21 protein-coding genes are annotated in these 20,421 nt (G+C 54.2%); 7 read left to right on the top strand and 14 right to left on the bottom strand.

The annotated features are described in order from the left end of the window. Positions 1-129: 129 nt before the first annotated feature. Both ACR0K9_RS18650 and ACR0K9_RS18645 read left to right on the top strand, forming a co-directional pair. Positions 130-300 carry a hypothetical protein gene (locus tag ACR0K9_RS18650; RefSeq protein ID WP_480825413.1) on the top strand — a complete coding sequence of 57 codons (171 nt, stop codon included), beginning with the start codon at positions 130-132 and terminating at the stop codon, positions 298-300. A 163-nt stretch (positions 301-463) separates the two neighbouring features. Beyond that, positions 464-1,264 (top strand): class I SAM-dependent methyltransferase, encoded by an 801-nt coding sequence (locus ACR0K9_RS18645; protein WP_480825411.1) that lies wholly within the window; start codon positions 464-466, stop codon positions 1,262-1,264. 108 nt (positions 1,265-1,372) lie between these two features. On the opposite strand, the gene ACR0K9_RS18640 is transcribed toward ACR0K9_RS18645, so the two are convergent. The 5 genes from ACR0K9_RS18640 to ACR0K9_RS18620 form a co-directional block, all read right to left on the bottom strand. Next, positions 1,373-2,152 carry a methyltransferase domain-containing protein gene (locus ACR0K9_RS18640; RefSeq protein WP_480825409.1) on the bottom strand — a complete coding sequence of 260 codons (780 nt, stop codon included), beginning with the start codon at positions 2,150-2,152 and terminating at the stop codon, positions 1,373-1,375. Between the two features lie 223 nt (positions 2,153-2,375). Next, positions 2,376-2,948, bottom strand: a complete 573-nt coding sequence (locus ACR0K9_RS18635) for a carboxymuconolactone decarboxylase family protein (RefSeq protein ID WP_480825407.1) — start codon at positions 2,946-2,948, stop codon at positions 2,376-2,378. 515 nt (positions 2,949-3,463) lie between these two features. Continuing rightward, positions 3,464-4,453 (bottom strand): HupE/UreJ family protein, encoded by a 990-nt coding sequence (locus ACR0K9_RS18630; RefSeq protein WP_480825405.1) that lies wholly within the window; start codon positions 4,451-4,453, stop codon positions 3,464-3,466. Continuing rightward, positions 4,450-5,280 (bottom strand): peptidyl-prolyl cis-trans isomerase, encoded by an 831-nt coding sequence (locus ACR0K9_RS18625; protein WP_480825403.1) that lies wholly within the window; start codon positions 5,278-5,280, stop codon positions 4,450-4,452. The genes ACR0K9_RS18630 and ACR0K9_RS18625 overlap by 4 nt, the downstream gene beginning before the upstream one ends. Before the next feature lie 160 nt (positions 5,281-5,440). Then, positions 5,441-7,363 (bottom strand): DUF3604 domain-containing protein, encoded by a 1,923-nt coding sequence (locus ACR0K9_RS18620; RefSeq protein WP_480825401.1) that lies wholly within the window; start codon positions 7,361-7,363, stop codon positions 5,441-5,443. Between the two features lie 554 nt (positions 7,364-7,917). Here ACR0K9_RS18620 and ACR0K9_RS18615 point away from each other — a divergent pair. Continuing rightward, the gene (locus tag ACR0K9_RS18615) at positions 7,918-8,517 is read left to right on the top strand and encodes a Panacea domain-containing protein (RefSeq protein ID WP_480825400.1); all 600 of its coding nucleotides are present in this window, start codon (positions 7,918-7,920) and stop codon (positions 8,515-8,517) included. Then, positions 8,517-8,894, top strand: a complete 378-nt coding sequence (locus ACR0K9_RS18610; protein WP_480825398.1) for a hypothetical protein — start codon at positions 8,517-8,519, stop codon at positions 8,892-8,894. The genes ACR0K9_RS18615 and ACR0K9_RS18610 overlap by 1 nt, the downstream gene beginning before the upstream one ends. A 196-nt stretch (positions 8,895-9,090) precedes the next feature. On the opposite strand, the gene ACR0K9_RS18605 is transcribed toward ACR0K9_RS18610, so the two are convergent. Further along, positions 9,091-9,264 carry a hypothetical protein gene (locus tag ACR0K9_RS18605; protein ID WP_480825396.1) on the bottom strand — a complete coding sequence of 58 codons (174 nt, stop codon included), beginning with the start codon at positions 9,262-9,264 and terminating at the stop codon, positions 9,091-9,093. 281 nt (positions 9,265-9,545) lie between these two features. Here ACR0K9_RS18605 and ACR0K9_RS18600 point away from each other — a divergent pair, with 281 nt between their 5' ends. From ACR0K9_RS18600 to ACR0K9_RS18590, 3 genes are all read left to right on the top strand, one after another. Then, on the top strand, positions 9,546-10,178 hold the full coding sequence (locus tag ACR0K9_RS18600; RefSeq protein ID WP_050687576.1) for a tyrosine-type recombinase/integrase: 633 nt from the start codon (positions 9,546-9,548) through the stop codon (positions 10,176-10,178). Between the two features lie 469 nt (positions 10,179-10,647). Next, positions 10,648-11,880, top strand: coding sequence for an aminopeptidase P family protein (locus ACR0K9_RS18595; protein ID WP_050687573.1), 1,233 nt, complete (start codon positions 10,648-10,650; stop codon positions 11,878-11,880). A 135-nt stretch (positions 11,881-12,015) separates the two neighbouring features. Further along, complete coding sequence (locus ACR0K9_RS18590; RefSeq protein WP_257600385.1) at positions 12,016-12,969, top strand: IS481 family transposase; 954 nt, start codon at positions 12,016-12,018, stop codon at positions 12,967-12,969. Between the two features lie 7 nt (positions 12,970-12,976). Here the strand turns inward: ACR0K9_RS18590 and ACR0K9_RS18585 are convergent, their stop codons facing one another. From ACR0K9_RS18585 to ACR0K9_RS18550, 8 genes are all read right to left on the bottom strand, one after another. Beyond that, on the bottom strand, positions 12,977-14,005 hold the full coding sequence (locus ACR0K9_RS18585; protein WP_050687621.1) for a GlxA family transcriptional regulator: 1,029 nt from the start codon (positions 14,003-14,005) through the stop codon (positions 12,977-12,979). A 27-nt stretch (positions 14,006-14,032) separates the two neighbouring features. Beyond that, on the bottom strand, positions 14,033-14,476 hold the full coding sequence (locus ACR0K9_RS18580; protein WP_050687569.1) for a nucleoside deaminase: 444 nt from the start codon (positions 14,474-14,476) through the stop codon (positions 14,033-14,035). Then, positions 14,473-15,366: a polysaccharide deacetylase family protein gene (locus ACR0K9_RS18575; RefSeq protein ID WP_050687567.1), complete on the bottom strand. Its 894-nt coding sequence runs from the start codon at positions 15,364-15,366 to the stop codon at positions 14,473-14,475. Before ACR0K9_RS18575 ends, ACR0K9_RS18580 begins: the two co-directional genes overlap by 4 nt. A gap of 4 nt (positions 15,367-15,370) precedes the next feature. Next, positions 15,371-16,456 (bottom strand): ABC transporter ATP-binding protein, encoded by a 1,086-nt coding sequence (locus ACR0K9_RS18570; protein ID WP_050687565.1) that lies wholly within the window; start codon positions 16,454-16,456, stop codon positions 15,371-15,373. Next, positions 16,453-17,253 carry an ABC transporter permease gene (locus ACR0K9_RS18565; RefSeq protein ID WP_050687564.1) on the bottom strand — a complete coding sequence of 267 codons (801 nt, stop codon included), beginning with the start codon at positions 17,251-17,253 and terminating at the stop codon, positions 16,453-16,455. Before ACR0K9_RS18565 ends, ACR0K9_RS18570 begins: the two co-directional genes overlap by 4 nt. Then, positions 17,250-18,113, bottom strand: a complete 864-nt coding sequence (locus ACR0K9_RS18560; protein WP_050687562.1) for an ABC transporter permease — start codon at positions 18,111-18,113, stop codon at positions 17,250-17,252. Before ACR0K9_RS18560 ends, ACR0K9_RS18565 begins: the two co-directional genes overlap by 4 nt. A gap of 81 nt (positions 18,114-18,194) precedes the next feature. Beyond that, positions 18,195-19,334 (bottom strand): ABC transporter substrate-binding protein, encoded by a 1,140-nt coding sequence (locus tag ACR0K9_RS18555; protein WP_050687560.1) that lies wholly within the window; start codon positions 19,332-19,334, stop codon positions 18,195-18,197. Positions 19,335-19,481: 147 nt separating this feature from the next. Further along, a complete protein-coding gene (locus ACR0K9_RS18550; protein ID WP_050687558.1) occupies positions 19,482-20,366 on the bottom strand; it encodes a LysR family transcriptional regulator in 885 nt (294 codons plus the stop codon). Positions 20,367-20,421 lie beyond the last annotated feature (55 nt).

The following is a 20,421-nucleotide window of genomic DNA, read 5'->3' as shown; positions in this document are numbered from 1 at the left end:
GCGCGTGAGTGTGCCTATCAATGTTGGTGCTCCTGAATTTGTGTCGCCAGGAACGGGCGTTAGCCCCGATTCTCTTTCATAAAATCTCCATTGCGAGAGGCAACACACCTCAAGCGTGCGGTTTAGTTAGTGATCGATTTGAAAAACGTCAACCGGATTGTTGCAACGCAACGTTGCGGCGAGATCAAAGCAGATATTGAGTGCAGCGAAATTCTGTTGTTGTTCTGGAGCTCAGCGCTGCAATTCTCAGCGAGAACCTTAATTGATCGCCAGCAGCCCAAAACTGAACTACACGGCTGAACCCAACGATTTCTTGCGTCACGTTTCCGTTTGGAACGAGCTGAAGCATGGCATGAATTTCTTGTTTTTCTATGCCTACCCGTTTCGGCACGGCTTGTTCTTAGTTCAGGTGATGCTAGGGTTTTTGGTAGAGAATACTGAGCGTTAATGGAGGGTGGTTGGGATGGCTGATCCATTTCAAGATGTAGATGCTGCGGGTGCAGAGTTCATTTCCGCATTTGCCGACTCGATGGACGCGCGTCAGGCCGACCCCACAATGGAAGAGATCGTTTCAAACTATCTGGCCAAACTTGAGTTTGCCGAGGATAGTCTGACGATTGAAGTCGGATGCGGTGCAGGAGCTGTCACGCGCCGCATTGCGGAGAAAGCCAAACCCGCGCGTGTCATTGGTTTCGAGCCGTCTACAGGCTTTGTGACCGAAGCAAGAGCGCGGGTTGGGGGCCACGACAATGTGGAGTTTGAGGTCGCAGATGGAGCATCGCTACCCCTGAATGATGGCTCGGTTGACAATTTGATAATGCACACGGTGCTTACCCATGTGGAAGATCCGGCACCCCTTTTAGCCGAAGCAGCGCGCGTCCTACGGTCGGGAGGGTGTCTCGGGGTGTGTGACGCTGACTTTTCGAAAGCGTCACTAGGAAACTTGCCAAACGATCCTCTGGACGCCTGTGCCAAAATATTTGTGAACGAGTTTGTCACCGACCCATTTGTTGTCGCCAAGCTGCGCGGACTGGCCTCAAACGCCGGATTCACAGTTGAAGAGTTCAGTCTTCAAAGCAGAAGAGTTCTGGACAATGACCAAATGCTCCCCTGGGTCGAAGAGACTGGCAAAGTGCTGATGAAACGCGGTGACATTGGCGAGGATCTGCACAATGGATTAGTCGCCGAGTATCGCCGTCGAGCAAGAGAGCGCACACTTTTTGGCTATCAGGTCTTTGCAACACTGATTGCGAGACGGCCTTAAACTCTTGGCATTCGAGTGGCGACGGTAGACAACCGCCAGCCGCCAACCTTGCTCCATACGATGGTTTAGCGAGCATGGCCGAGGTCAAGTGGCAGTATTTTAGAACGATCAACCCTTTTTGCGCGCCACGACGATAAATTGGGTCATCGAAAAGAAGAAGCGTCCAACTTTTGCGAGGCCGAGCTGCTCGTTGAACCACGATTGCGCCACAGCGGGATCAACATGGTCATTTGCGACTGCGTATTGCTTCATGAGGTGCATCATCATGATTGCGAGGCCATCAGGCTTTAGCTGGTGATCTGTCATTGTGAACGACAAGACATCTTCCACATGGTCGCCGCGAGCCTTTATTAGTGCAGGCAGTCTTTCCGGGACGGAACCACTCACAAAGTGCTGGTTCCAGGATGTCAGCATCTTTTGCATTCTGTCAGGCTGGTCGCTGAACCAAATCAAGCTGCCAAAGTGTAGATCGCTGATGACAAGGCGCCCGCCGGGTTTGACACACCGCAGCGTGTCATCCAGTGCACCGTCTACGTCTTCGATGTACTCAAAGACCTGTACCGAGACGGCCTTGTCAGCACTCTCATCCTCAATGGGCAAGCTATTTGCGGCACCAGCACGAAACTCCACGTTTGCGTAGTCACGGCATCGTTCTCTTGCGGCTTCTGTCATGTCAGCGCTTGGGTCGATCCCGATGACATAGCCATCCGAACCAACTGCGCGAGCCAACTCCGCTGTTAACAGCCCGTTGCCACAACCAACATCCAAAATAATCTCACCCGGAGCAGGGCGCAGCGCATCAAATGAAGCCTGTCTTCGCCGCGTCAGTTCTGCGCCTTGATAGGCGATTTCAAGCAATCTCGTTGTTTCAGCGTCAAATTTAAGCAACTCGCTCCCCTTACAAAGACCACATGTCCCCAAAACCTTATCAGAAAATGGGATTTCTACGAAAAGCAGGACGGATCATTTTGGTTTGAACATAGATCCACCAACAACAGATGAAGGTGCCGACTGGTATCGACGAATTGGTTAACCTCGGGAGGTAAGGACGCTTCTGCCGCTTTATCGAACCAGCTTTTTGTCGTCGCTCGAAAGTTCGAACAACATCAATTCAAGGGATGTCGAGGCCGTTCTCCCGTCCGAAATCGGTGTAAAAGCTGTCACTGCGGCATCGGTTCAAAGTGGCTTCGTCCGCTTCTCTTGGATCGGTGCCAGGGCTTTGAACACCTGTTCCTTCTATGAAGCGGTTCACGAGATTGAAGACACCACAGACTTGGATAGCATCGAACAGCGCGCTCTCTGACCAGCCTGCCGCGTAGACCGCATTTGCGTCGGCTTCTGTAATTTTTGATGGCGAAATGGTGAGCTTTTCGACGTAAGCCAGTAACGGTTTGAGATGATCCTCAATGGGTGCCGTATCGCGGTCTGCCATCAGCGCCTCGATTGTCTCGACCTCGATGCCATAGGCTTTGGCGAAAACGATGTGCGCCCCATGGCAATACACACAAGCATTCAAACCCGAGACATAGGCCGCAATGAGTTCACGCTCTGCAACCGAGAGGTCGCTCTCCCCTCTCATCACAAGGCTTTCGTACGCACAAAGCGGAGAAAGTTTGTCTGGAAAGGCTTGATAGACACTTCCCAGCGTCGCGTTCTCCGGCAGAGATGGAAACAGGCGTTTCATTCAATTCTCTTTCAATCTTGCTATGGATAGCTTTATCTCAAAGTGAGGAAGCAACGATGTTTACGCAACCTTAGAGCAATTCCGGGTTCCACTCAGAGATTCTGTTGGAAGCCTGCAAACAGCAGGTTTGCCTGACGACACCGCAGGATGTTCGTCGATTGGTGAAAGGCAATTTCATTTGAGCCGTTCTCGTAAGTCTGCAGTGTCCGGGTTGATCCCAATCCGGAGCTTCACATCCAAGGGTGGTGATTTCCGCGTTGCGGACAAATCTGCCCTTCACCTGTTTGGTTTCAATGACCGCTCACAACCAAACGCGGACATGCTCGATCCGCAGACTGGACAGGAAACAACTTAGGTTGCGCAAGCAAACATTCGATTGGCATGCGACGAAGTGGGCTTTTTTTTCACAGGCCATTTTATGCGGTAGCAACTGCACTCTGTCGAATTGTGCGCTTTGCAATCGAGTTGTCCATTGAGCCGATCTACCACCTCGACAGACACCGAGGCAAAATGCTTCAGAACCCACTTATGCGTTCTACGAGCCAGTACATCGATACCGACCCGATGCCATAGGCAGTAATCACCGTCGCCATTTGGCCAACTGGACGTGCCATCAATCGCCAGATCGAGACAAGAAGTGCCAAAGCCCCCACAAAACTCAGTTGTCCGGCCTCGACGCCTAGGTTGAAGGCAAGCAAGGCCGCAGGGATATCGTTTGAGGGTAGTCCGATATCGGCCAAAGCGCCTGCAAAACCCAGCCCATGCAATAGCCCAAACCCGAAACAAACGATCCAGGGCTTCTGTTTTGAAAGTCGAAAACGCCCGTCGCCGCTCTTAACAATTTCCATCGCCAGAAACACTATAGAAAGCGCAATGATGGCCTCGACCGGCGGGCCGGGGACATTCAAAAATCCCAGTGTTGCCAGTGCCAGTGTTATTGAATGTGCAATGGTGAATGCTGTGACTGCTCCCACTAGTCTCCACGGATCACGGACCAGAACAAACAGCGCGAAGACAAATAGCAGATGATCCCAACCTTCCAGTATGTGTTCAAAGCCCAACTGGACATACGCGGTGAAAACAGACCATGTGGTCTGTTCAGAAGGTATGTTCTGAACGGCAGTCTCTGGTGTGAACCGAAGCGTTGCGGGATCAGCTTGCAGGGGCTGTACACGGACCAATACGTCGTTCTTTTGAACCTCCAGACCTTCTATCTGGATGAGTTGACCCGCAATATCCCCGCGGCACTCGACAACCCAGGAAGAAACCCATGCTCTGCCATCGGAAATTGGGGCAGGGCCGCGCGCTGGGGTGCAACCATCCGGCACCATCACATCAATCGCCATCGGTTGACCATTCACATCGGGTTTTCGCCAATGAATGCTCCAGGTTTCTGAAGTGATTTGTCGAATTTCCAAATATCCCGGATCAAGCGCATGCGCTGAGGCATTTCCTGCGACCCACGCAATCAGCAGCGCATACAGAAGGCCAAATGCAGCTTTCATTTGGTTCGACCTGAGAGATCGGGCAATACGATCTCATAACTGTCGGCAAGAATTTCATATTGCGCTTGCGCCAAATCTTCACTCATCGTGCGACGCCAATCTCGCAGCACGGCATCGTAAATTTCTGACAATGGCGGTATTTGACTAGGTTCGAAGGCCTGCATCTGAACCAGATGGGCCCCGTAACCTGACTGGATCGGGCCGGCCCACTGACCTTTACCCAGTGTTGTAAGACCCTCGGAAAAGCCAGATCCAAAGACCGAGTCTATCACTCTGGTCGTGGTCAAAGGCATAGATGCGGGCAGCAGTGTCGAGCCGCTCAGATCGGAAACTTCATCCCCGGCACGCAAGGCGGCCAATACCCTCTCGACTTCAACTGTGCTTGGCTCCTCACCAACAAAGACTTGATTGAAGGCCAGCTTGCTGGGCGTAGCATAGCGCTCCGAGTTGTTTTGCAAAAAGGCCTCTAAATCTTCGTCTTCCGGAACAACAGACGTGGCGATCGCTACGGTCAGGAAATCCATTTTTTGACTGAGACGAGAGCGGATCACGGAGTCTCCGCGATCAAGGCCAAGCTTTCTTGCTTCTCTAACCAGAACTTCTTCGCGAATTGTTGCATCGGCCAAAGCTTGCAGCTCGGCATCGCTTGGGCGACGTTTCCACCGTGCTTCAAACTGATCTGACAAAAGCGCTATGTCGTTTTCGTCGATAGTTATCGTGCCGAATTCTTCGACGGTCTCGTTTTTTGGCGCAACAAGTTGGAACCAACTGAAAATAGCTGCACCTATCAGGAAGAAATGAAACAGGGGTTCTTTCAATAATCGCATGAAGGCTCCTGCGTGAAACGCGCTTCAGTTTTACGTATCGATGCTGACATCAGCCGATTGAGCATTGCAAGAAAATCAACGCAACGCACAAATCAATCGTCAGCGGAATGAGCCGAGGTAAAGGCTGCTACTTCGGCTGCCAATGCCGTGATCAGCAGTGTCACTCTGCCGGTGTGTACCAAATCGGGGAAGAGTAGGCGCGTTCCTGATGTGTGAGCACTGCGTCTTCAGGCAATTCGGCACCAAATCTCAGCTTATCATAAAGAACCCAACGCGGAGTTGGAATTTCGATCGCACGTACATAATAAAATGCGCGTGCATCCGGATCGAATTCAGGATCAGACCAAACGGTTACAAGTTCGGCAGTTCCAATCGTGTTGGTCCAACTGGCGGTTTCTACATCTACAGTGTTTCCAACTGCGGGGATCTTGCCGTTTTGGTCAGCAACACGGTTGCCCGACCATGCCACATCGTAGACCTTTTCCTTCAGGGCACCTTCAGTATCCAACCATCCCTTTACCACCTGCACGCGATCCAGATTGGCCCCAATCGGGTCGCGTAGTGCGGCGATCAGGAATGCGGGTGCACCTTCACCCTCACGAGGTCGCAGATCCGAACCCATTGGAACGCCTTTAGTATAGCCCACATCAGCAAGGAAGCGCGTTTCTACATCCGCGTCACTGAAGTCCCAACCGCCAAAGAAACGAAGGCCGATCCGAGGTCCGGTGGTTGCATAGGTTTCGCGCCGCTTGAAAGCATCGAAGATTGCAGCGCGTGTATTGTCGGTCGCCCAAACAGCCGTGTATCCCGACGCGACAAGAAGGTCGCCGGGAATTTCGCCAAGGTCATTGGCGATGAAAGGATGCTTTATCCTGGTGGCTGAAGGCTCAACACTGACGGATTTTCCAAAGAAGTTGTCTTCTTCGGCAGTTGCCAGAGACGTATGGCTATCCGTCGCGCCGCCCATGCCAAACTTATATGGGTTCACGCCGAACTTTTCTTCCAACAACAAGCCACGCTTCAAGGCTTCTCGGGCGTATTCACCAGCCAACATGTCATCAGTCTTCAGCTCGGTTATGTCGAGATTGCCAACGTCCCAGTTTTCGTAATCGGCAAACTCATCATCTGGGCTTAAGAATGGGTGTGCTTCGCCATCGCCCTTGATCTGGGTAACTTCGTAGTGGGGCTCCCATTTCGCGCGGGCAGCCACGTATTCCTCGTCAACCGTGCCGCCGTGATAGGTGTCTTCGGTTGGGAACATCCACCCGTTCGACAGATTCCCGTTATGAGCAAAGGCAACCGCGCGCCCACCCGTTTTCTCTTGATATTCTTCAAGCCATGCATAGAGCGCCTTTGGATCGGTATCACCAAAGGGTGGTTGCGTGACCGGAGGCACCATCTGAAGCGCCCTGATTGGCCCATCCCGCAACATAACATTCCGATGCAGATTGAAACCCTTCGGCACAGAGGTCCACTCGAACCCGATGAACGCTGTGAAATTGCCGGGGTCGTTATGTTCTTCCGCTGCCAGAACGATTTGCTCCCATGTAAAAGCAAAGGCGTCGGCACCGGGGCTGTAAGACTCCAGAAGAATTTCTGGCAGGGTCATTTGCGAGAAATTGGTAATGATATCGAACGCCGCTTTGCCAGCCTCTTCGCCACCTGCCTTGTAACCTTGATACCATTCCAAACCTTTTGGATCGGCAAGAATGCCCGGCTTGCCAACCTGAAGGTCCGGGGCAAATCCCATCAGATCAGTGTGATCCGTGAGAACCATCCAGTCCAAAGGCCGGGCCAGCCTAACTGGTTGGCCAGTGGATGAAGTGACCTGCTCACCCTTTGCAAAACGCCAGGCTTCATCAGGCAACAGAGTGTTCCCGAAAGCACCTGCGTCCAGCGAAAGCCCGGTGTGAAGATGTGAATCTCCCCACAGCGGTCGCTCAGGGAAAGTGCGCTCGGCATATGGAGAATACGGTTGATCTGAGAATAAGCCTGCTGCCGCTTCTTCGCTTGGAACTGCGTCGGCAAGGACCGTCGTTGATGCCAGTACCAGTGAGGTAGAGTACACAAGAGTACGAAGCATTTTGACCTCCCAAATCAAGATTGCTCGTTGGTGCCGATGAACGGCATCGAAATTTATATTCGTATTTTTCTATATCACATCAAATTCGGTTTGTGAAAAATTTTGCGCTCTCAATTTTGTCATAACGACCCGAATAAGAGATTCGATTGAAGAAGCCGTCCTGGCCATGACTCGATAAATCTTAGCTTCAATTACCGGACTCATTATCGAGATCGGAGGCTTTGGAGAAACTGCGACGCAGCATTGAATGCATTGACTAATGCCCAAAGTGAGCCGTGTATGCTTCTTGGCAAAGTCGGCATAGCTGCGTTTAGCTGTCGTTTGTAGTTATTGCGACATGGGTCATTTCGGGCTCAATTTTGCCGTTCTCTGCGGATTGCATGGTTGGCCGGTCGCAGCCCAAGCCCGACGTCCAAACAAGCCTTTGCAATTCTAGCTTTGCGGGACTTTGCTGCCTTTCGTCCAATCGTGAGCGATGGCCGCTCCCAGTCCCAAAGCGGACAGGCCCAGTCGGAAGGTTTGTGTGTTTGGAGCCAACATTCGCGAAAATTTGAATGCTGGGGGCTGTTTTTTTAGGAACCATGCTATACTTAATCCGGATGGCAGCACGGATCACATTCAAACCCAAGCCAGATAAGCTTGTAGAAACAATGCTTTATCTGTCTTTGAAGGAGATGGAACTTGACCAGTACAAGATGGTCAAGCTTCTGTATTTGGCTGACCGTGAACACCTTCGGCGCTTTGGTCGTCCTATCACCTTTGATAAGTATGTCGCTATGCCTTTTGGCCCTGTCGCATCTGCGGCATTTGATCTACTGAAAGGCAGAAAGGCATTGGGAGTAGATCCATCCACTTTACCGTTCGATAGGCGTAATCACGATAACATCGTAATTATTGATCACCCTAAGCGCGACATAGACAGGTCAGTGTTTTCGAAGAGTGATTTGATGGTTCTTGACCAAATCGCTGAGAATTACGGGGACATGTCGTTTGATCAGCTTTTTAAGTTGACGCATGAACACTTTGCATATGATCGGGCTTGGAAGTCTAGGAAGACAAAAGCCGACGAAATGAGGTTTGAGGATTTCTTAGCCGAGGACGCGTCAAAGGAAAGCCGTGTTTCAGATTTATCGTTCACGTGCAAAGGAATGTGATGCCAGCTAAAGTTGGCGACATTTTCAAGTTCGTGACCAAGAAGGCCATTGGACATGAGACACGTGATAAGTATCATGTCGCGATAGCGCTCTCCAAAGGCGCGATGCTTTTCATAAGCTCTGATCCCTTTGAAGGCGCTATGAAAATAGATCGCAACGACTGGCCTGAAATGCCAAAGGAAGAAAGTTATATTAGTTGTAGTAGCTTGTTGCGTTACACAAAGGACGATCTTGACGGTATCAAGCCCATTCCAGCGGGCAGGCTAAGTGATGACTGCTTGACGCGGCTCGAGAAGCATGTTGCTTCATCTTATACACTCGAAATTAGAGAAATCGACATAATCCTAACTGCGCTCAAAGACTATGCTGGCGGTTAATCCGTGCTTATGATTGAAAAATCCGCGTGGTTGACTTCAATCCATAATATTTCTGCAAGCCTCACAATAACCGGTTTTCATGCGTCAACCCAGCGGTTGCAGGTCTAATTTCTATGGCGAAAGCCGGACTATGCAGAGCTTACTTCCTGCACTTTGGAGCCGTTCGGACACTGCGCAGCATTTTGAAAGTTTGGGCTCACTTTAAAGTTTCGCCGCTCTTCACGCGAATGACGGTTGCTGAAGCCAGAATGGCGGCGCGCCGGATCAAGTGTTGCAGATTCAAGAGTTTGACCGCCATGACGAACAGCCGCTCTTGTGACGCCTTGACCGGGCTGTTTGCTGCGCTGGCGTTGGTCGGCAGTGAGCCCACACCGGAAGTCCTTATTTTGTGCTGCGTGCGCTCGCAGCACGGATTGTGCTGCATTGGCGAAGGTTTTGATGCTGCAACACGGTGTAAGAAGCAGCCATTCGCGCAATCTGGAGCTTTGGTGTGGCATTCAAGGATCAGGTCGCGGAGCTTCCCACGTCAAAAAACCAAGGCAAAAAAGCTAAACACCATCGATGGGCTACAGCGTGTCGACCCGATGCTATGCTCCAGACGTCAGCGCGGCGCTGACGTCTGGGTTTGGAGGGAGGATTGGAGGGCATGTTATGCCACGAGTCCAACTTCCCGCAGTCACCCCAAAACGCAAAGCTTGGAACAAAGGGCGGATAATCGGCCAGAAACGGCCGCTGTTTCCCAAACAAGTTTGGGCAATCCGCGCTCGGCTCGAGATTGCAGGCTACCTTCGCGACCTCGCGCTGTTCAACGTCGCGATTGATAGCAAGTTGCGAGGGTGCGACTTAGTCAAACTCGCCGTGACCGATTTGGTCAGAGATGATCGCGTTCGCGAACGAGTGTCGGTGATCCAAAGCAAAACCAATCAGCCGGTTCGGTTTGAACTGACTGAAAACACGAGAGAAACGGTTACTGCTTGGGTTAGATCGCCTGAAATGATCGGCCGCCTTTTCGTGTTTCCCAGCCGATTTCATGACCGACCTCACATCTCCGCGCGGCAATATGCTCGACTTGTTCGTGATTGGGTGACTGCAATTGGACTGGAACCCAGCGGTTACGGCACTCATTCGCTCCGTCGGACCAAAGCTGCCGAGATATATCGCAAGACTGGCAACCTTCGCGCGGTGCAGCTTCTGCTTGGTCACACAAAAGTTGACAGTACGGTGCGATATTTAGGCGTTGAGTTGGAAGATGCTCTGAGTATTGCGGAGCGCATCGATATCTAAGCAATGTTGGCGAACGGTGCTTACCGTTCGCCAGATCATAAGAGATCTGAGATCACGCGACGTCGAAAACGAAATGCGAACCCATAGTCACGGATGCTGCGGTCGAAGCGGGCATTGCGGCTGTTCCCTGCGGCTGCAAAATCTGGGTTTGGTCGAATCCGCAGGGTTGTGGGACGTTCCCGTCGTCGTCAGGGTGAGCGTGCAAGAGGACGCGTCCAAAGTCAGCTAACAGCTTGCGTCTTTTCAGAAGTTCGGCGGTGAACATTCTTGATTGGGCGATGCTTTTTGTCTATTAGTGCACCATGGGATTGACGATGGCGTCGTCACTAACCGAATTCCGATTAGAGCATCCCTATCCAACCATCCTGAACGCCGGGATCTTGCTTTGCCGCTCTTGTGGTGAGGGAAGGTGCAACCGGTATGAAGCACGCTCCTCCTCGTCACACTCGGCCTGAACAGGAGTATACCGATGTCCGGAATATCCGAGTTTGGCGTTGCAGGACAGCGCCCAGATTTTTACCGTTTTCACCAAGGCGAAAAGGTGCTGCCTTTTGCCGACGCCGAATATGAAGCACGCTTGACCAAGCTGCGTGCGGTCATGGCCGATGAGGGCATTGATGCCTGCGTGTTAACCTCAATGCACAACGTCTCCTACTACTCGGGCTTTTTGTATTGTGCGTTTGGTCGGCCTTACGCTCAGGTGGTCACAGCGACCGAAACCGTCACGTTCAGCGCAGGCATCGACGCGGCACAGCCCTGGCGTCGTGGCTATGGTGACAACATCACCTACACTGATTGGCAGCGGAACAACTATTGGCGTGCGATCCAGTCTGTGACGGGGTCCGGTAAGGTAGTCGGATTCGAAGGGGATCACATTTCCTATACACAACTGGGCTTGATGGATGAATTCCTGGCACCCTCTGTCAAGAAAGACATCGCGCCGACAACCATGCGGTTGCGCATGCACAAATCTGAGGCAGAGATCGAACTGATCCGAGCAGGTGCCGCGACAGCGGACGTTGGTGGATATGCCATCAAGGACGCGATCAAAACCGGAGCGCGCGAGATAGACGTTGCCATGGCCGGACGCGATGCGATGGAATTGGAGATTTCCAAACGGTTCCCAGATTCTGAAATCCGCGACACATGGGTCTGGTTCCAGTCTGGCATTAACACCGATGGCGCGCACAACCCTGTGACCTGCCGCAAACTAGAGCGCGGTGACATCCTCAGCCTCAATACCTTCCCGATGATCTCGGGCTACTACACGGCGCTCGAGCGCACACTTTTCGTCGAGGAGGTGGATCCGGCCAGCCTCAAGGTCTGGGGAGCGAATGTCGCTGCCCATGAATACGGAATGAGCTTGCTCAAGCCGGGTGTGTCCTGCGCCGAGGTCACGCACAAGATCAACGACTTCTTTGCGGAGCGCGACATGCTGCAGTACCGGACCTTTGGATATGGCCATTCCTTTGGCGTTCTGTCGCATTACTATGGCCGTGAGGCAGGGCTTGAGCTGCGGGAAGATATCGACACTGTGCTTGAACCGGGGATGGTGATCTCGATGGAGCCAATGCTGACGATTCCTGATGGCCAGCCCGGCGCAGGCGGCTACCGCGAGCATGACATTCTGGTCATCACCGAAGACGGTAACGAGAACATCACCGGTTTCCCCTACGGACCGGAGCACAACGTCGTCGGGTAAACAGTCCTGATCCAAGGTATGAGCGGCTACAGCTGCTCATACCGGCTCTAGCTGTGAGCTTTCAGCAGGTTGTCCATTCGATCCAGACCGAGTTGGTTGGAGTTACCAAGCACCAACCTTGTTCGGAGGGATCGAATGAACGTGCACAAGAATGCCAGACTGACGCCATTGGGTCGAGAGCGGCTAGTGGGGATGATTGCATGCGGGATGAGTTTTGCGCAGGCTGGGGCGATCTGCGGCTGCTCTGCCAAGACGGCCACGAAGTGGTGGCGGCGGTATGAACAGGAGGGGCGCGAAGGTTTGCAGGATCGCAGTTCACGCCCTTATTCTCTGCGCAATCCTACGCCTGATGACGTGGCAGACCGGATCATCGCCTTGCGCCGTCAGCGTCTTACCGGGGCACATATTGCGGCAAGGACCGGCGTTTCGGCGGCGACGGTCAGCCGGGTTCTGCGCAGGGCGGGCCTTTCGCGGCTACGCGATCTGGAGCCTGCCGAGCCTGTACGCCGGTATGAACGCGATCATCCCGGCGACATGATCCACCTCGATATCAAGCGTCTTGGCAAGTTTGAGCGCGCCGGGCACCGCATCACGGGCGACAGGACAGGCCAGTCGAACAGCCGAGGGATCGGCTGGGAATATGTGCATGTCTGTGTCGATGACGCCTCGCGCCTGGCCTTCACCCAGGTCCATCCCGACGAAAAGGCGGTGAGCGCGGTGGCGCACCTGAATGCGGCGGTGGCCTGGTATGCGTCCATCGGGGTGAAGGTTGCGCGGGTGATGACAGACAATGGGTCGTGCTACAAATCTCATGCTTTCAAGGCCGCCTGTGCCGAGCTTGGCATCCGCCACATCCGCACCAAACCCTACACGCCCAAAACCAACGGAAAAGCCGAGAGGTTCATCCAGACTGCTCTGCGTGAATGGGCCTACGCCCGAGTCTATCAGACCTCAGACGACCGCGCCGCCGATCTGCCGGTCTGGACCCACCTCTACAATTGGCACCGCCCACACACGGCGCTAAAATCAAAACCACCCATCAGCCGGCTAGACTTTGATCGGAACAACCTGTTGAGGTTCCACATCTAGCGCGACACTATTTGTTGTTGCCCACCGTTTTGAGCCGCCCTCGGTGCCCATAGGGTGTTTCGCCGTATCGCTCTTTGTAATGCCGTGAGAATACGTTGTTCGAGTTGAACCCTGACGCCATGGCAACTTCCATGACACTCAGGTTGGTTTCTGTAAGCAATGTGCGCGCGCGTTCCAATCTGATGTTGCGATAGGTTTGCGCCGGAGCCTCGTTCAGCAATTGTCTGAACTGACGTTCAATCTGACGGCGCGAAATACCCGCGCTTGTGGCAAGTTCATCGAGCGTCAGCGGGTCCTCGATATTGTCATACATGGCCCGCAGAACAGCAAGGATACGAGGATTGCGAGAGCTGATGGCCTTGGCGATTGAGGAGCGCTGTTCGCTGCGGGTCGCGACATCGGGGCCGTTCAAACACATATCCGAAACGGCGATTGCAAAGTCTTCGCCATAGTCTTCGGCGATGATCGAAATCATCATTTCAGTTGCCGCAACACCACCACCGCAAGTCAGCAGACTTCCGTCCCTTTCGAACCTCTGTGGTGTGGGCTCCAGATCGGAAAATGCCTCAACAAATCCGGGCTGGTTTTCCCAATGAAGGGTGAAAGTCTTGTCCCTGAGAAAACCCGCGCGCGCGAGGGTCGCAGCACCGGTGCAGATGCCGCCAAGCTTGCCGCCAAACCGGGCGTGGCGGCGTATGCCCCCCAAGACATCGTCGGAGGCCGCCTGAATACTATTGTTGCCCGAACAGACAAAGAGGTAGGTATCGGGGTTCAGATCGTCCAGGCTGCCATGCACATCAATATCGATGCCGGAGGATGACGAAACAGCCCTGCCGTCATCTGAGATGGCCAGCCATCCATAGAGTGGTTTTTGGGACAGCTGGTTGGCGATGCGCAGAGGATCCAGAGCAGCGCTGAACGCGAGCAAAGTGAATTGGGGCAACAGCAGGAACCCGAACCACCGGGTTGCCTTGGGATCCTTGACCGGATAGCTGAACGCCCCCGCGGGCACGAGATCCGGCCGATCTACAGTCATGCTCTCGTTTTTGATCACAGGACGCGATTACTCCGCGATGTCCTCTGCCCAGAGCTCCGGTTTTTCATCGATGAAGCGCTGCATCAGAGCAATGCAATCGGGGTCATCTGCGACTATCACTTCAACGCCTTTCGAGCGTAGGAACTCTTCGTTCCCGCCGAAGTTGGTGTTTTCGCCGATCACCACGCGCGGGATGCCGAATTGAATGATCGTCCCGGTGCACATCATGCACGGGCTGAGCGACGTATAAAGCGTCGTGTCGCGATAGGTCTTCTGGCGGCCGGCCTTGCGCAACGCATCCATCTCGCCATGGGCAATCGGGTCGCCTTTTTGGACACGTTGATTGCGCCCTTGGGCTACGACTTCGCCGCCGCGCGCCAGCACTGAACCTATCGGGCACCCGCCTTCTTCAAACCCGGCTTTGGCCTCGTCGTAAGCGATGCGCAGCAAGCGTGTGTCGTCAGCGTTCATGTCTTGTCCCCCAGGATTGGCCCGTCGTAGTAGGGCAGCCGTTCAACGCTTGGCATCCAGGTGCCATTCTCCTGCAACTGGTCCATATGATCGGCAATCTCGTCAAGGGTGGCAAACCAGACGTCTTTGGTTTCCTGCGTTTTGGCAATCCATGCTTCAACCTGCTTCCACCGCGCCAATCTCCCTGTGAGAAAAGGATGGATGATCAGCATAAAGAAACCACCGGCGTCATACTGCGCCTCGAATTCCTCCCAGAAACCGCTGAGCCCGTGCGACGGGCTTGCAACTGGCATCATGTACCCAATCTCGTCGTAATGCGCGAAGGGGGGCCAGTCGTCGGTACCCCAATGCACAGGCATTTCGTAGAGAGATCCATTGGCCGTGTCCAAACGGTACGGAATGTCGTCGGCCATCATTGAGCTGTCATAGCGAATGCCGTGTTCGATCATCAGATCGACGACTTCCTGCGTTATGTTGTAGACCGGTGCACGGTAACCACGCGGCTTTTGCCCGCAGATGCGCATATGCGCATCGAGCGTGCGCTCGAACCACTCGCGCTGCTCCCCGCGTGTCTTTATAGGGTCTTCGTGCAAGTATCCGTGGTGGCCGATCTCGTGCCCGTCTTTCAGGATCGCCTCGGCCACATCCGGGTAGGTCTCCAAACACCAGCCGGGGATGAAGAACGATTGCTTCAGGCCCAGACACCGGTAGGTGTCGAGGATGCGGGGTAGCGCGACCAGAGGGCCATAGCGGCCCATTGAAATGGGGTAGAGCCGGTCGTGGCTGTCTTCGGGCTTGGCGATGTGGATCAGGCTGTCCGCATCCATGTCGAACGTAATTGCCACGGCGCATTTGGCACCATTGGGCCAGGGGATGGGGTTGCGGATCACATCGTCAGCTTTCGTTCAGGACGTGGGCGCTTTGCGTGTCCCACGACAGCCAGATTTCATCACCAGAGTGCAGATCGAACTTGGACAGTTCGCGTTCCTGCATCTGGACCTTGAATTCATGGCCCTGCGCGTCTTCGAGGAACAGGGTGACCATGGAGCCGACGAATTCTTCAGAAATCAGCTTGCAATACGCCTTGTTCCCGCCGACGGGTTCTTCTGATGCGATGTGCACCAGATCGGCGGAGATCACGAAGCTGGCGTTGTGGTCTTCGACCAGCTGCACCTCGTTCGTGGGTACTGTGAATTCGCCAGAGGTGGTTGTGATGCGCGCCGTACCGCCGTCAACAGATTTGACTTTGCCTGCCAGAATATTGTTGCGGCCCACAAACTCGGCGACGAACTGGTTTGCAGGGGCGCGGTAGATTTCCTTGGGCGTGCCGATCTGACCAATCTCGCCTTTGCCCATGATGATGACGCGGTCGGCCATCGCAAAGGCCTCGGACTGGGAGTGGGTCACGTAGACAAAGGTAATCCCCAACTCGCGCTGAAGGTCCGTGAGGACGGCCTGCATGCGAATTACCAAATGAGCATCCAGAGCTGACAATGGTTCGTCCAAGAGCAGGATCTGTGGCTCCATCACCAGCGAACGAGCCAGTGCAACACGTTGCTTCTGGCCACCTGACAAGGTCGAAATATGGCGGTTCTCAAATTCGAGGATCCCCATTTTGTCGAGCCACTTTATCGCACGCTCTTTGCGTTCCGCCTTGTCAACGCCACGCATCTTGAGACCAAATTCGACGTTTTCGCGCGCCGTCAGGAATGGGAAGAGCGCGAGTGACTGCCAAACCAAAGGCGTGTCGCGCTCGTGCGGGGCAACGTCATTCATCACTCGATCATTTAGGCGAATCTCGCCGTGCGTCGGCGCTTCGAGGCCGGCCAACATGCGCAAAGTTGTGGTCTTGCCGCAGCCGGATGGCCCCATGATTGCGAGGAACTCACCTTCGCGGATTTCGAAATCCAGTTCTTTAACTGCAACGAAATTGCCGAAGTGCTTTTGTACTTTGTCAAAGACAACCAGCGGTTTGCTCATGCGTGCAGGCCCTTGATTTGGCGGCTGGCGAAGAAGAGCTGTGCCAGCACAACCAGCGTCATTGATGTGAGGAAGACGAATGTCCCGATGGCGTTGACCTGCGGGTCAATATTGCCCTGAACGATTTCGAGAACGACCACGGGCAACGTAGAATTCAGGCCAGAGACAAACCATGACACAGCAAATTCGTCGAAGGAGACAGCGGCCGTCAGGAACAGGCTTGAAAAAATGGCAGGCTTGCAGAACGGCACGATCACATGCCGCATGGTCTGCCATTCCGATCCGCCCAGGTTCCATGCAGCGGATTCGAGGTCCGGGTCCATTTGGTTCAGCCGCAGGCGGATCACAGCCATGGCAAAAGGTGCTGTCAGCACGCTGTGCGCAATGATGATCGAATAAAGCTGCCCGGACATCCCGATCTTGGACAGCCACGCAAGCATGGCCAGCGCCATGATGATCAGCGGAATCGTGGGCGGCAGCAGGATCAGCGCAAGGTACGGGCCTTTGAATCGGAAGTTGTACCGGAAGTCGGAATAGGCCGTGCAAAAGCCTAGGAATGTCGCGATCACAGCCGTTGAGCAGGAGACGATCAGGCTGTTGCGCGCGGCTTTCCAGATGTCCGGATCGGCCAGGACCTTAGCGTACCATTCGGTCGAAAACTCACCCAACGGGATCGTCGGGAAGCGCTGCGAGTTGAAGGAAAAGATCATGCTGAAGATGATGGGCGCAAATACGAAGGCGAAGATCAGGACGACATAGATGCCAAGGATAAAGTTGAGGGATCGGCTCTGTTTCATTTTGCGCCCTTCCCCTTGCGATAGGCCAAAGCAATGCCGGTGAAGGCGATGGCAAAGAGCGTAACCATCATCATGATCGCGACAACGGCTGCGCGCGGCCATTGCTGGCCGGACTTGGTGGTATCGAGGATCAGGATTGGCAGGGTCGGTTCCTGCGATCCGCCCAGATAGAAGGGTGCCACAAAGTCACCAAAGGACAGAATAAAGCAGAAGATCGCCGCGATGATCAGCCCGGTCTTGGACAGTGGAATGATCACCTGCCAGATCGTGCGCAGGGGCGAACAGCCAAGGTTGCGCGCCGCCTCAATCAGGTTTTTGTCGATATTGGCCATCGTGACGGTTTGCAGTATGACCACCAGCGGCAGGGTCAGAGTCATGTAGCCCACCAGCGTGCCGAAGTTGGTGTTCAGCATGGTGTAGGGGCCAAGGCCGATGTAGCCCAGCACGGCATTTACCACGCCACTTTCGGACAGAATCACGAACCATGAAAATGTGCGCACCAGATAGCTGGTGAAAAACGGAATGATCAGCAGAAAGATCGCCCAGCGTCGCGTGCTTTCAGAAGCGCGGAAGGCCAATGCAAAGGCTGCCGGAAAGGCGATACACATCGCGCAGACGGTGGACAGTGTGGCGATGCCTATCGTGTACCAATAGCTGTCCCAGAAGAACCCGCGCGTCAGCATCCGCGACCAGTTCACGAACTCGAAGGCTTCGGTCATGCGATAGTTCTTCACCAGGAAGAACGACATCGCGACCATGAACAGAACCGGCCCGACAAAGAAGATCAGCTGCCAGAAGATGATCGGCAAACGCCACGTCAGCGCATAAAGGCTTGGGCGATTTTCAGGATTGGAAGACATGGGGCTGTGCAGGGCTTTCGCGTCTTAAGGGAAAAAGGGGCGACCTGTTGGCCGCCCTTTTTTGGTTCTTTGGGCCCTAGATCAGGCGCTCTTGTACTCGGACCAGAAGTCGTTCCAGTCCTCCAGCGTCTGCTGCTGAGGAATGTCGCGGTAATGGACCCGGCCTTCCTTGATCAGTGCGATCGGATCTTGCGGATCACCATCGACCTGGTGCGACCGCTTGGCTTCCGCCATGTCAGCCTCGATCAGGGCGGCGCGGCCAGCCTTGGTCACGCAGAAGCCGGGATAGGCCGCCATCTGTGCAGATTTCACCTGACCTGCAGGGGACATCATGTACTGGATGAACTTCTTGGCCTCTTCGGCCTTTTCGCTGCCCTTGCCGATGGAATAGCTTTCAGTGAACTGAATGCCGCCTTCCTTCGGGATCACGGACGCGACAGGCGCGCCGTCTTTTTCTAGAACGCCGGTGATCCAGTCACCGATGCCAACCATCGCCTGCATCTCGCCGTTTTTCAGGCCATTGAACGTGCCGCCATAGTCAAAGAAGCCGCCAACCTGCGAGCGCAGGCTCATGGTGGTCTCCTGAACCTTGGACCACTGATCGTCGTTCAGGTTCCAAAGGTCAGCGCCATTCCCATCATAAAGGCTCATCTGACCTAGGGTCGGCAGGTGCCAGTCAAAATGGCCCACTTTGCCCTGAAGCTCCGGCTTCCAGAAGCAGGAATAGCTTTCCGCTTCTTTCGCTGTCACGGAGTTCTTGTTGTAGGAAACACCCAAGTGCCCCCCGCGCAGGATCATGGAATACATCTTGCCGTCCGCCCAGTGGCCGGGGAACTGCGAGAAGTCTTCGTGCAGCATGTCATCCAGCGGATAATCTGCCGGGTTCATTTCTTCGATGTAGCCAGCTGCGTTCAGCTGCTGCACGAATTCTGCGTCGGACAGGATCAGATCGTAAGTGCCCGGAGGGGATTGGGCGATCAGCGCCAGCATGTTGTCGCCACCAGCATAATACTTTGGCACGAACTTCACGTTGTTTGCAGCCTCATACTCCGCAACCACATCAGCCTCTCCATGGCCGTACCACGCAAGCATGTTGATTTCGGTCGTTGCCGCCCAGGCGCGGCTGACAAATGGTGTTGTCAGAACGGCTGCGCCGCCAGCTTTCAGCAGTTGGCGGCGGTTCAAGCCCAATAGTGATGAAGTTACGGTTGGTCTGTACATTTGTGTCTCCCGGTTGGTCACTCTTTCCCAGCAAAAGAGCATTTGATTTTTCGCCGAACCATAGTGTTCAGTCTGATTTTTGTAGAATGGTATGGTAAAATGAGACTTTTAGGAAATTTATCGTTGATATGCCTTCATAATGAGCAGTTATGCGTCAATAGCGCTCGATGAGCGTTGCTCCAAGGTGTTGATCATGGCATCCATGGCCGCGTATCCGCCCGCACCCAACTGAGCCTGTCGTGCGAAAAGCCCGATGTGCAAAGGGGCAAGAACCGGCAGGCCGTCTTGTTCAGAAAAAGTGCGCATGCCGCTTTGGACCGTCGGAGCAGTCAGGCACGAAAGGCCAAGGCCATCCTGGACCGCGCGTTGAACGCCACCAATGCCGGGACTGGAGTAAGCGATGCGCCAGCTTTTTCCCACCAACTTCAAAGCGGTAGCCATACGGTCGCGGTACACACAACCAAAGGGGTGCGCGACAAGGGGGATGTCAGCATGTTCCGGGATCTCGAACCCGTTGGCGCCAACCCAGGTTGGTTGTTCTTTCCAGTTGCGGAATAGGAACTGCTGGTCGTCCCCGTCGAACAATGCCACGGCGATATCGATTTCGTTGCTCCGCATGGCCGCCAGCAGATGCTTGGACAGATCACATCGAATTTCGATCTGTGTATCGGGGAATTGTCGGACAACGTCCGTCAAACAGGCTTGCAGGGTGTTGACCGCATAGTCCACAGGCAACCCCACCCGCAATCTTGCTGCGGGATCACGCTGCTCAAACTCCGCCATTGCCAGATCGTTCAGGCGCAGAATCTGGCGCGCATGTATGGCCAGAGCCTCCCCCCGCTCCGTGAGCGATATCTCTTTGCCCTTCCGCGCAATGAGCGGATAGCCAACCGCTTCTTCCAAGCGCTTCACTTGCAGGCTGATGGCAGGTTGCGTCCGACCAAGTATCTCGGCCGCGCGCGTGAAACTTGCCACCTCAATGACAGTGATGAAAGCTCTGAGGAGCTCTGTTGAAAGGTTGACCGCGCCCATACGAGAACATTAGCGCTGAAAATGTGTAGCGAACAACGATAAAGTTGCTTTATGC

This window comes from Ruegeria sp. L12 (genome assembly GCF_056531745.1).
Note: the sequence above shows the minus strand (reverse complement) of the source record. Positions and strands in the feature narration are given on the sequence as shown.

Coding starts and splice junctions, on each gene's coding strand:
- ACR0K9_RS18570 (WP_050687565.1), bottom strand. CDS start 16,456: ATGAGCAAACCGCTGGTTGTCTTTGACAAAGTACAAAAGCACTTCGGC.
- ACR0K9_RS18625 (WP_480825403.1), bottom strand. CDS start 5,280: ATGCGATTATTGAAAGAACCCCTGTTTCATTTCTTCCTGATAGGTGCA.
- ACR0K9_RS18565 (WP_050687564.1), bottom strand. CDS start 17,253: ATGAAACAGAGCCGATCCCTCAACTTTATCCTTGGCATCTATGTCGTC.
- ACR0K9_RS18555 (WP_050687560.1), bottom strand. CDS start 19,334: ATGTACAGACCAACCGTAACTTCATCACTATTGGGCTTGAACCGCCGC.
- ACR0K9_RS18620 (WP_480825401.1), bottom strand. CDS start 7,363: ATGCTTCGTACTCTTGTGTACTCTACCTCACTGGTACTGGCATCAACG.
- ACR0K9_RS18560 (WP_050687562.1), bottom strand. CDS start 18,113: ATGTCTTCCAATCCTGAAAATCGCCCAAGCCTTTATGCGCTGACGTGG.
- ACR0K9_RS18615 (WP_480825400.1), top strand. CDS start 7,918: ATGCTGGGGGCTGTTTTTTTAGGAACCATGCTATACTTAATCCGGATG.
- ACR0K9_RS18550 (WP_050687558.1), bottom strand. CDS start 20,366: ATGGGCGCGGTCAACCTTTCAACAGAGCTCCTCAGAGCTTTCATCACT.
- ACR0K9_RS18585 (WP_050687621.1), bottom strand. CDS start 14,005: ATGACTGTAGATCGGCCGGATCTCGTGCCCGCGGGGGCGTTCAGCTAT.
- ACR0K9_RS18590 (WP_257600385.1), top strand. CDS start 12,016: ATGAACGTGCACAAGAATGCCAGACTGACGCCATTGGGTCGAGAGCGG.
- ACR0K9_RS18610 (WP_480825398.1), top strand. CDS start 8,517: ATGCCAGCTAAAGTTGGCGACATTTTCAAGTTCGTGACCAAGAAGGCC.
- ACR0K9_RS18645 (WP_480825411.1), top strand. CDS start 464: ATGGCTGATCCATTTCAAGATGTAGATGCTGCGGGTGCAGAGTTCATT.
- ACR0K9_RS18580 (WP_050687569.1), bottom strand. CDS start 14,476: ATGAACGCTGACGACACACGCTTGCTGCGCATCGCTTACGACGAGGCC.
- ACR0K9_RS18630 (WP_480825405.1), bottom strand. CDS start 4,453: ATGAAAGCTGCATTTGGCCTTCTGTATGCGCTGCTGATTGCGTGGGTC.
- ACR0K9_RS18595 (WP_050687573.1), top strand. CDS start 10,648: ATGTCCGGAATATCCGAGTTTGGCGTTGCAGGACAGCGCCCAGATTTT.
- ACR0K9_RS18635 (WP_480825407.1), bottom strand. CDS start 2,948: ATGAAACGCCTGTTTCCATCTCTGCCGGAGAACGCGACGCTGGGAAGT.
- ACR0K9_RS18600 (WP_050687576.1), top strand. CDS start 9,546: ATGCCACGAGTCCAACTTCCCGCAGTCACCCCAAAACGCAAAGCTTGG.